General features: G+C 30.0%; 8 protein-coding genes and 3 pseudogenes. 9 read left to right on the top strand and 2 right to left on the bottom strand.

Going from position 1 to position 11,703, the window contains the following annotated elements; all coding sequences use genetic code 11:
• The first annotated feature begins 78 nt into the window (after positions 1-78).
• The 3 genes from IPM32_07855 to IPM32_07865 all read left to right on the top strand — a co-directional run bounded on the left by IPM32_07855 (position 79) and on the right by IPM32_07865 (position 1,484).
• Positions 79-651: an aspartate/glutamate racemase family protein gene (locus IPM32_07855; GenBank protein MBK8945173.1), complete on the top strand. Its 573-nt coding sequence runs from the start codon at positions 79-81 to the stop codon at positions 649-651.
• Positions 652-789: 138 nt separating this feature from the next.
• On the top strand, positions 790-1,014 hold the full coding sequence (locus tag IPM32_07860) for a hypothetical protein (protein ID MBK8945174.1): 225 nt from the start codon (positions 790-792) through the stop codon (positions 1,012-1,014).
• Between the two features lie 8 nt (positions 1,015-1,022).
• A complete protein-coding gene (locus IPM32_07865; protein MBK8945175.1) occupies positions 1,023-1,484 on the top strand; it encodes a DUF1905 domain-containing protein in 462 nt (153 codons plus the stop codon).
• 313 nt (positions 1,485-1,797) lie between these two features.
• On the opposite strand, the pseudogene IPM32_07870 reads toward IPM32_07865, so the two are convergent.
• Together IPM32_07870 and menC are read right to left on the bottom strand one after the other, a co-directional pair.
• Positions 1,798-2,491, bottom strand: a pseudogene (locus tag IPM32_07870) (TIGR00730 family Rossman fold protein).
• Positions 2,492-2,554: 63 nt separating this feature from the next.
• Positions 2,555-3,658: pseudogene (menC, locus tag IPM32_07875) on the bottom strand (o-succinylbenzoate synthase).
• 185 nt (positions 3,659-3,843) lie between these two features.
• Here menC and IPM32_07880 point away from each other — a divergent pair.
• From IPM32_07880 to IPM32_07905, 6 genes and pseudogenes are all read left to right on the top strand, one after another.
• Positions 3,844-4,935, top strand: a complete 1,092-nt coding sequence (locus tag IPM32_07880; GenBank protein MBK8945176.1) for a M20/M25/M40 family metallo-hydrolase — start codon at positions 3,844-3,846, stop codon at positions 4,933-4,935.
• 6 nt (positions 4,936-4,941) lie between these two features.
• Complete coding sequence (locus IPM32_07885) at positions 4,942-5,790, top strand: cyanophycinase (GenBank protein MBK8945177.1); 849 nt, start codon at positions 4,942-4,944, stop codon at positions 5,788-5,790.
• A pseudogene (gene yfcC, locus IPM32_07890) lies at positions 5,787-7,194 on the top strand (putative basic amino acid antiporter YfcC). The gene IPM32_07885 and the pseudogene yfcC overlap by 4 nt, the downstream one beginning before the upstream one ends.
• Before the next feature lie 36 nt (positions 7,195-7,230).
• Positions 7,231-8,355: a T9SS type A sorting domain-containing protein gene (locus IPM32_07895; GenBank protein MBK8945178.1), complete on the top strand. Its 1,125-nt coding sequence runs from the start codon at positions 7,231-7,233 to the stop codon at positions 8,353-8,355.
• Positions 8,356-8,369: 14 nt separating this feature from the next.
• Positions 8,370-9,239 (top strand): MurR/RpiR family transcriptional regulator, encoded by an 870-nt coding sequence (locus IPM32_07900; protein ID MBK8945179.1) that lies wholly within the window; start codon positions 8,370-8,372, stop codon positions 9,237-9,239.
• Positions 9,236-11,695: a TonB-dependent receptor gene (locus IPM32_07905; GenBank protein MBK8945180.1), complete on the top strand. Its 2,460-nt coding sequence runs from the start codon at positions 9,236-9,238 to the stop codon at positions 11,693-11,695. The genes IPM32_07900 and IPM32_07905 overlap by 4 nt, the downstream gene beginning before the upstream one ends.
• Positions 11,696-11,703: the final 8 nt, after the last annotated feature.

Raw genomic sequence — 11,703 nt, forward strand, 5'->3', positions numbered from 1 at the left:
TTATGGCTGCATATAAATATAAATTTAGTTCAAAAAACTACACAAATATTCTAGAAGATTTAACCATATTTATTAAAAATGATAAGTATTACTGAGACTTTAAAAAAGCAAAATTTAAGAATAATTATTACAGATTCCGGATTGGGCGGACTTTCTGTCCACGCATTAATTGACAAAAAGTTGAGAATTAATAATGATAAACAAATTGAGTTAATTTATTTCAATTCATTTGCCGGTGGAAATTTAGGATACAATAGTTTAAAAAACACAAACGACAAACTTCTGATTTTTGAATCTGCTCTAAAGGGAATGATGAAGTTAAATCCCGATATTATTATAATTGCTTGTAACACACTTTCAGTTTTGTTTAATCAAACAAAAATGTTTAAGGAAATTGAAATTCCCGTTATTGGAATTGTTGAAAGTGGAATTGAAATGGTTTTGGAAAAAATAAATGCCGTATCTGATTATAATATTATAATTGTTGGAACAGAAACCACAATAAGTTCAAATCAACATAAAACAAAGTTAGTTCAACATGGAATTAATGAAAATAAAATCGTAAATCAAGTTTGTGAAAATCTAGAAAGTGAAATTCAGATTAATCCGAATAGCAAAATTGTGGAAAAACTAATTGCGGGTATTTATTAGAAGCAGTTCAAAAGATACAAAATCCTAGATTGCAAACTTTGTTATTGTTGGGTTGTACTCATTATGGATATAGTAAAGAAATTTTTGAAAAAGTCTTAACTGAATTTTGTGGAAATAATTTTGAAGTATTAAATCCAAATGAAAAAATGGCGGAAATATTTAATAATAATAAATATAGAAATGAAGCAAAAAAATATTATCAAAAATAGAATTATTTCGCGTGTTAAAATTCGTGAAGAGCAAATAGAAAAGCTTAGTAAACTTTTAATTTCAGATTCAATTTATCTTGTAGTAGCTTTGGAAAATGCAGAATTTATTCCGGATTTATTTACATTTGATATAAATTCGTTAAATCAAAATTAATTTTATTTATGAAAAAGTATAAGTTTAACGCAGAAATAATGTTAAAGGAAAATGGAGCATTTGTTTATTTTCCTTATGACGTTATTAAGGAATTTGGGACCAAAGGTCAAGTTAAAGTAAAAGCTAAATTTAATGGTGTTAAATATCGCGGATCTTTAGCTCCAATGGGAATGGAATTTCACTTGCTTGGAATTAAAAAAGAAATTCGAGATGCAATTAAAAAAGATATTGGAGATATTATTGAAGTTATTGTTGAACAAGATTTAGAACCAAGAATTGTTGAAGTTCTAAAAGATTTTCAATCTGCTTTAAATAAAAATAATTCGGCAAAAGAAATTTTTGAAAAATTTGCCTATACTCACCGTAAAGAATATGTTCGCTGGATTGAAGAAGCAAAAAAGGAAGAAACAAGAAATAAGCGAATTGCAAAAGCAATAGAAATGATTTCCGTAGGTAAGAAATTTTCTTGATAATATTTTGCATAAAGAAATAAATTTCAGAGTAAGATTAAGAATAAGATTAAGATTAAGAAAAAAAGTGTTGGCATAAAATTAGGTTGATATAATTTTTCTCAAATTACTTTTCTTAATCTTACTCTTAATCATAATCTTAATCTTTTTTATAAAGATGTGATCTTACATAAGGAAAATAGTTTAAGAGATCCCATCTTTATCAAACTTTAAAAATTAGTATTAGTTTAAGATTAAGAGTATGAAACAAATAAAATGAAAAAGTTCTTTTCAATTTTAAATCTTACTCTTAATCATAATCTACATTTTTTTCCTAAAAATTAGGCGTTAACTTTTTACCTTTATGGAAATTATATATTATTTGAGCTGCTTCTTGGGGATCATCAGTGACAGAAAATAAATTTAAATCTTCTTTATTTATGTAACCGGCTTTAAGTTGAAACTCTTTCATCCAATCTATCAATCCGCTCCAAAATTCTTTTCCCATGAGCACCACCGGAAATTTTGTTGTTTTTCCAGTTTGAATAAGTGTTAAAACTTCGAATCCTTCATCAACGGTTCCAAATCCACCGGGCATTAAAACATAACCTTGAGCATATTTGAAAAACATTGTTTTGCGAATAAAGAAATAACGAAAATTTAAAAGTTTATCGAAATCAATATATGGATTTGCATATTGTTCGTGAGGCAATTCAATATTTATTCCGGTTGAACTTCCGCCAGCTTCTTTTGCTCCTTTGTTTCCGGCTTCCATAATTCCTGGACCGCCGCCGGTAATTATTCCAAATCCTTTTTTAACAATTTCCTTTGCAACATCTTCTGCTAATTTATAGAACTTGTCTTCCGGTTTTGTTCTGGCTGAACCAAAAATTATTACACTTGGTTTAATTTTTTCCCATTGTTTCAAAACCTTCGACAAACTCCGACATTATTCTGAAAACTCGCCATAAATCTTCTTGAGAATTTTGTAATTGCTGTTCAATCTGTGAATGATTATTGTTTTCCATAGTAATCCAATATTTTTTGAAAAAAAATTATACTTATTTCATTACTAATATATCATCGAAAATTTACTTGGAAAATAATTCTTTTCTCACAGTAACTTTTTCCAATAAAGTTTGATTTACTTCAACTCCAGTTCCGGATTTGGTTGGAACATTCATTGTTCCGTCATTATTTACTAAAATTCGGGTTCAACAATATCTTGTTTGTAATATCTTTTGCTCGCAGAAATGTCTCAGGCAAAGTAAAATTTGGTAATGAAGCCAAGGCAACATTTCCGGCTCTGCCAATTCCGGATTCCAACATTCCGCCGTGCCAAACGGGAACATTATTTTCATGCAATAATCATGGATTAATTTCGATTCTGTAAATCCGCCTACTCTTCCAGGTTTTATATTAATTATTTTGCAGCTTTTTAATTCAATTGCAGCTTTTGTATCAGCTAGCGAATGAATACTTTCATCAAGACAAATTGGAGTTTTTAATTCACTTTGCAATTTAGAATGTTCATAAATATCATCATAAGATAAAGGCTGTTCAATTAATAACAAATTGTATTGGTCCATTGCTTTAAATAAATCTAAATGTTCTAAACCATAAGCAGAATTTGCATCTACTTGAAAAAGTATTTTTGGAAATTCTTTTCTTATTGCTTTAACATATTGCATATCTTCGCCGGGAGCAATTTTAATTTTTATTCGCTGATAACCTTCAGCTAAATAACCCTCAATTTTTTTTATCAGTTCATTTTCACTTTTTTGAATTCCAATGCTCACGCCGACATCAATTTTTTCTCTTGTTCCACCTAACATTTTTGATAAAGAAATATTTTTCGATTTTGCAAATAAATCCCATAACGCAGCTTCCAATCCGGCTTTGGCCATTCTGTGTCCGTACTTTTTCCCAAAATAAAATTGCTTGATCAACACCTTCCAAATTTTTATTTAATATTTCCGGAATTAGAAATTCTTTTAAAATATGCCAAGCAGTAGTAACTGTTTCATAAGAATAAAAGGAGTTCCCTCGGCAACACTTTCGCCGAATCCGGAAATTCCTTCCGAGTTAACTTTTACAATAATATGTTCTTCGTCATATTCAGTTCCCATTGAAGTTGTAAATGGAGAAACTAATTCCATTTTGATATGATATAGTTCAATGTTTTCGATCAACATAATTCCACTCCTAAAAAATGATTATGGAAAACTATAAATCTTAGCTGAATTTTTATCTATAGAAATAAAAATATTATTCAAATAAATTATTTGGCGATAAAAAATATTCTTGACATACAAATTATTTTTTTGTAATCTGTAATATCCATTACACAACAAATATTAAATGAAAAAGTAATTACACTATGAATTCATTCAGACTAATAGAATTGTTTTTAAAACTTGCCAGCATTGATGGGGTTTCTGGAAACGAGAAAGGTGTTGCAAACTATATTAAGAATTTTTTAATCAATTTGGGTTATTTTGTTGAAGAAGATTCTGCCTCGGAATTTACAAATAGTAACACTAACAATTTAATTTGCAAAATTGGTGATGGCGGCAATTTTATTATGCTTTCTCATATGGATACAGCGCGACCAACCGAAAATTTAAAACCAATAATTCTTGAAGATAAAATTGTTTCATCGGGCGATACTGTTTTGGGCGTTGATAACAGAGCGGGAATTGCAATTTTACTTTTTGCATTGGAAAAAATTTCAAAAGAAAATATTCCAGTAAAAGATTTTACAATTGCGTTTACAACTTGCGAAGAAACTACTTTGTTCGGTTCAAAATATTTGGGAATAAATGGAAAAATAAATCACGCATTTATTTTTGATTCCGGTTACCGACCGGGAAATTTTATTTTTTCCTCTTGTGGAGATTTAGGATTTAAAATCAAAATTTTTGGAAAAGCTTCACATTCCGGAATTGCTCCAGAAAAAGGAATTAATGCATTACAAGTTGCGGCAAATGCAATTAGTAAACTTCAGCTTGGAAGAATTGACGATGATTGTACGATGAATATTGGATTATTAAAAAGTGGTTCTGCCGTTAATGTAATTCCCGAATATGCAGAACTTGAAGGTGAAATCAGATCGTTTGATGTGGAAAAAGTTAAAAAACAATTTGATGACACAATTAAAATTTTTGAATCGGAATCAGTAAAACTGAATGCTAAAATTGAATATGAATATTTTTGGGATTTTAAACCTTTCACAATTTCGGAAAATTCACGCGTTTTTCAAGAAGTAAAAAATGCAATTGAAAAAGTTAATTTAACCCCAATTCCAAAAATTTCACTTGGCGGAAGCGATGCAAATTCGTTAAATGAAAGAGGAATTGATGCAATAAATTTAGGCATAGGAGCTCAAAATCCTCATTCAAATGATGAATTTATTTATATTGAAGATTTAGTTAAATCCGCAGAAATAGCACTAGAATTAATCAAAAAATAAAATACTATGAAAAAATTTTTATTTACAATCTTAACTTTAATTATTTTGATAATTCCAAACTTCGCAAAAACAAAAGGTAAATTAGTTATCATTGGAGGAGTTCAAACCACTGAAATAATAGCCAAATTTGTTGAGCTTGCTGGTGGAAGTGATGCTAAAATTATTGTAATTCCCAATGCTGGATCTGAACCGGTTTTAAATAGTGAAATTCAAGTTAAAGAATTAATAGAACTTGGTGCCAAAGCCGAGTATTTACTTTTTACCAGAGAAACTGCAGATGATGATGCAAATCTAAAAAAAATGGATTGGGCAAATTCTGTATTCTTTTTAGGCGGTGATCAAAGTGATTTAGCAAGAGATATGCTTGGCACAAAACTCTTAGATAAAGTTTTTGAAATTCATAACAATGGCGGAACAATTGGCGGAACCAGTGCCGGAGCAGCAATAATGAGCGAAGTTATGATAACCGGAAATGAATTAATTAGAAATGATACAACCGGAATTTTCCTTACAATTGAAAAAGGAAATGTTGAAACTATTCGAGGATTCGGATTTCTTAAAACAGTGATAATTGACCAGCATTTTCTAAAACGAAAAAGACATAATAGAACAATCGCATCATTAATTGAGCATCCAACTTTAACCGGCGTTGCTATTGATGAATCGACATCAATAATTGTTAATCCGGATAGCACTTTTGAAGTTTTGGAAAACCAAGTTTTAGTTTATGATCCTACAAATTCAGAAAATATCCGCCAAGATAAAAGTGGAAATCTTGGAATTTCAAATATGAAACTCCACGTTTTGATAAGCGGCGATAAATTTAATCTCAAATCTCATAAAGTAATTGAATGATGAAAGAAAAAAAGAAATATAAATTTAAAGTTCCGAATACTTATCTACTTATATTTCTAATTCTTATATTCATTGCCATTCTTACTTGGATAATTCCGGGTGGACAATATGAAAGAATTATAAAAGATGGACGTTAAGTAGTTGTTCAAAATTCTTTTAAATATATTGATAATAATCCCCAAGGATTTTTTGCGATATTTATTGCACCTTTTAAAAGGTTTTGTTGAAGCTGCATTAATTATAGGTTTTATCCTAATTGTTGGCGGAGCTTTTAATGTACTTGCTAAAACTGATGCAATAAATTCGTTTATCAATAAATTAGTAGTTGCTCACAATAAATCTTCATTTTTAAGAACATTTTTCATACCAATACTTTTCTTAATGTTTTCACTTGGAGGAGCAACTTTTGGAATGAATGAAGAAATAATTCCATTTGTTTTAATTTTAGTTCCGGTAGCAATTGCTTTAGGTTATGATTCAATTATTGGAGTTGCGATTCCGTTAGTTGGTGCACACATTGGATTTGCCAGCGCATTCTTAAATCCGTTTAATGTTGGAATTGCACAAGGAATAGCAGAAGTTCCACTATTTTCCGGAATTGGTTATAGAATTATTAGTTGGGCTATTTCTACACTTGTTGCAATTTTATTTTTGCTCTTTTATGTGAATCGACTTTCCAGAAATCCTAAAATTAGTCCAATGTATAATGAGGATTTACAAAGAAAAGAAAATGAACATTTTAACAAAAGTAACAATATAGAATTTACCAATAAGCATAAATTTGTTTTGATTACTTTTCTACTTTCATTAATTATGCTTGTAGTTGGTGTTATAGAATTTGGCTGGTATATTGAAGAAATTGCTGGAATGTTTTTTATTATGGGAATTTTAGTAGGAATTATCGGCGGATTAAATGGTGAAGTTATTATTAGAAGTTTTATTGAAGGAGCTAAAGATTTGGTTGGCACAGCTCTAATTGTTGCTTTAGCTAGAGCAACGTTGGTTATTTCCAGAGATGGACAGATTATAGATACAGTGCTTTTTGAATTGTCGCCATACATTCAATCATCATCACCAATTTTTGCCTCGCAGAAAATGTTTGTCGTTCAAGCAATAATTAATTTTTTTGTTCATTCCGGAAGCGGACAAGCAGCTTTAACCATGCCAATTATGGCTCCTCTTGCTGATTTAGCTGGAGTATCGAGACAAACAGCAATTCTTGCGTTTCAATTTGGTGAATATACAAATATAATAATTCCAACTTCTGCTGTTACTATGGGGGCTCTTTCAATGGCAAAAGTTCCATGGGAAAAATGGGCAAAGTGGGTTTTACCACTTCAAATAATTTTAATGTTACTAGGTTTTTTACTTTTAATTCCACCGAATTTGATTGGTTGGCAGTAATAAATTATTTATTTAACTAACAACAGAGAGGCACAAATGAAAAAAGCGATACTCATAATTATATTTTTTCTTCTAAATTTCTTAAGCATCAATAATAATACAAATGCACAGGTTGATTTGTATATTGGTAAATTGAATGTCTATGTGACTGAATATGGCAGAATAGCAATTTATACAATGCCAGATACAATTCGACAAATTTATAGAGTAACAACATTAGTCGGAACCGGAGAAGATGAAGTTTTTGATTACGACAATGATGTTGAAATTGAAGAAGATACTCAATTACTTACAAATCCAACTTTTGGAGATTTTGAAATTTATGGAAGTTTCAATAATGATTACTCCGGATTACCCCCAAGTATATTTCAAAAACAAAATGTTTATTGCTGGCAAGATCAAAACTATATTATAGCAAAATATACACTCATTAGTAGAGAGACAAATGCAATTGATGCAATTGTAGGGCTTGATATTATTACAGAAGTTGAAGGAACATATGACGGTGGAGATACAGTTAAGTATGATAGTGATTCCAAAGTTCTAACAGTAAAAAAAACAGAAGCAGTTGGATTTAAGTCACTAAATAATGATTTTAAATCCTTAAAAGCTTTTGTTTGGTATGAAGATTATCAAGTTGATTCCTCTTATAACAGTTGGTTAAATTATAATTCATACGATAGTCCATTCATAATAAATGAAACTGATCCTGTTGTAGATGCTCCGGTATTAATTCCAGCATATAATTCTAGAACTATTGCTGCCGGTGATTCGGTGGTAATTTATCTTGCAATTGCTTATGGAGAAACGGAAGAAGCAATGTTGGCAAGTTTGGCTCAAGCACAAGAAAAATATGATATGTTGACCGACGTAAAATCAGATATAAAAAATCTTCCATCCGCATATTCATTAAATCAAAATTATCCTAATCCATTTAATCCATCAACAACAATATCTTTTGGATTGCCGGAAAAATCTGAAGTGACACTAAAAATTTATAATATGCTTGGTGAAGAAGTTGCTCAAATTTTGAATCAAACTTTAGATGCCGGAAATCATTCTATTGATTTTGATGCAAGTTTGCTTTCATCCGGAATGTATGTTTACAGCTTACAAACAAAAAATCAGTTCATTACAAAAAAAATGTCTTTGATTAAATAATTGAAAAAATTAGGATGGATAGATATAAACAAATAAAAGAAAAAATTATTCAGAGTTATAAAGAATTACCAAAAAATCATAAAAATGTTGCAGATTATGTGATAAATAACTTTGATAAAATTCCCTTTCTTAATGTTCAAGATTTATCCGTTTCTACAAATTCAAGTGTTGCTACAATAGTTAGATTTTCTCAAAGAATTGGATTTAAAGGATTTAGCGAACTCAGAGACGAAATTGCATTTTCACTACAAAGAGAATTGCAGAAAAAAGAAATCTTTCCTCTATTTGAAAAACATCGGATAGAGGAAGATTTACTAACAGAAGTTGCAAATGTAGATATCAAGAATATTAATGATACTTTAAATTTAATTGAACGTAAGAATTTTAATTATACTATTAGTAGAATTCTAAATGCAAAAATTGTTCACACTGCCGGACTTGGAATTTCTTACTTATTATCAGAAATATTAGCATATCAATTAAATCAGATTGGTGTTAATTCGTCAGTTTTAAAACACACGCATACATTATTCCATGAACAAATTTTATTTATGGATTCAAAAGATCTATTAATTGTTTTTTCTTTCCCGCCATATTCAAAAGAAACAATTGAAGCAGCAAAGTTTGCATTTGAAAGAAAGATAGATGTAATTTCAATAACTAATGAAGCGGCTTCTCCGGTAACTTTTTTTTCTAAATCAAGTTTAATTGTGAATAGTGAAAATATGCTCTACACAAATTCATTCGCTGCTATATCTGTTTTAATCAATGCCATTGCAACAGCTTGTGCAATAAAAGATAAAACACGTGCAAAAAAAATTCTTAAAGAATCTGAAGCAATAATGGTTTTACAAAATTTAACAATTTCTAAGAGTACCAAATGAAGAAAATATTTTTTCTGATTTTATTTTTCCCATTTATAATTAATGGAGGAATTACCGGAAAAATTTCGGGTTCTATTAAGGATGCTCAAACTGGTGAACCGTTAATTGGTGCAAATATTTTAATTGAAGGAACAAATCTTGGTGCCGCAACCGATGTGAATGGAAATTATGTAATTCTAAATATTCCTCCCAAAAAATATAATATTAAAATTAGTTTTATTGGCTACGAATCAACAATTATCAAAGATGTTTCCATTGTTGTTGATCAAACAACTCAAATAAATGCTGAATTACATTCATCATCAATTCAAGTGCAAGATATTATTGTTACTGCAAAAACTCCTTTGATACAAAAAGATGTAACAAGCAGTATCTCAGTTGTAACTCGTGAAGAAATTGAATCTTTGCCGGTTCAAACATTTACAGAATTACTTTCACTGCAAGCTGGAGTTGTTGGAAGCGGTTCTAATCTTCATGTTAGAGGCGGAAGATCAAACGAAGTTGCGTATATGATTGACGGCACTTTGGTTGTTGATCCTTTGCTTGGTGGACTTGCAACTCAAATTAACAATGATGCAATTCAAGAAATGAGTTTATTAAGCGGAACATTTAATGCCGAATATGGGAATGCTTTAAGCGGAGTTGTTAATATTGTTACACGAGATGGGTCTGAAAAGTTTTCCGGTAAACTTGAAGCTCGAACAAGTCAATTTGGGATTAAACGATATTCGAATTTAAAGGAAAATAGAATTAACGGAAGTCTAAGTGGACCTATATTTTCCCCGGAATTTAATTTTTTCATAACGGGAGAAATTGATAAAAGAGGAAGTTATCTTCCATTCGGTTTTGATGATAATAAATCCTTCTTTGCAAAAATTTCTACAACTGCAATTTCCAATATTAAAATTTCATTAACAAATAGAGGGAGCATTGGTAAAAATCAAAATTACAGTCATTCTTATAAATATGTGCCAGACCAATATCTTGTAACAAATTCAGATAGCTGGCAAAGTACTTTGGCTCTAACTCATACTGTTGCAAATAATTTTTTCTATGATGTAAAATTTTCATATTTCAATCAAGGTTATTATTCCGGTGTTGGAAAAGATACTTCAGAATATTTAGGCACAAGTGATTTCCAATATTTTGAAGATTATGGCGATGGTTTTGAATTTTATAGTTTGGCAAATCCCTTGGAATTAGTAGATGCAAGAACAGCAACTACTGATTTTAAAACTGATGCGGTTTGGCAGATAGGTTCAGTTAATGAAGTAAAATTAGGATTGGCATTTAAAAAACACTGGGTAAAATTGTATGAAATTTATGATCCTAAAAGAAATTTTCCTTACATAGATAATTATTATGTCAAACCGTTTGAAGGTGCAGCTTATATTCAAGATAAAATTGAACTACCATATTTAGTTATAAATTTGGGTTTACGATTTGATTATATCAATGCCAATGCAGAGTTTAGAGATGATGCATTAAAACCTAATTCTATTGTAAAAGTAAAATCACGTTCACAATTTTCTCCAAGATTTGGAATTGCTCATCCGATTTCTGATAAAACAAAATTACATTTTTCTTACGGGCATTTTTTCCAAAACCCGGATTTTCAATATTTATTTGAAAACAGACAATACGATTTAAACGTACGTGAACCGCTTTTTGGTCAGCCGGATTTAGATGCGCAAAGAACAATCTCATATGAAGTTGGAATTGCTCATCAATTTACTGATAGAATTGCACTAAATTTAACTTCCTACTATAGAGATATTACCGGATTAATTGGTACAAGATATTATTTCCCATTTGTTGATGGAAGATATACTGGATATACGCTTTACGTTAATGAAGATTATGCAAACGTAAAAGGTTTTGAATTGACATTAGACATTCGTCCGGATAAATATTTCTCCGGAGGTTTAACATATACTTATTCTGTTGCTAAAGGAAGTGCATCATCTGAAACCGAACAATATCCGGGAACGGAAGAATCAACACAATTATATTTTTTAGATTTTGATAGAACACATTTATTCAATGCCAGCTTGACTTATATAATTCCCGAAAATGAAGGATTGAATTTATTTGGACAAAATATTTTTGAAAATATGGATTTCAGTTTAATCTTTAAAGCAAGTTCCGGTGCTCCATATACACCGGGTGGTAGAGACGTAGGTTTTGTAATTAAAAATTCATTGCGTCAGCCGGGAGTTTACAATTTGGACTTAATGCTAGGTAAAGAATTTAATGTTTACAATGATATGTCTATAAGAATATTTGCTGAAATTTTGAACCTAACAGATCATAGAAATATTTTATATGTATATACAGATACTGGAGATCCGGAATTTACTTTACAAGGAGACTATTCACTCGAGTATATTAAAGATCCATCTAATTTTGGTCCTCCAAGATCAGTGAGATTAGGATTTACTTTTAGATTTAATTAAAATCTTCA

The organism is Ignavibacteriota bacterium (assembly GCA_016716225.1).
GTDB lineage: Bacteria > Bacteroidota > Ignavibacteria > Ignavibacteriales > Melioribacteraceae.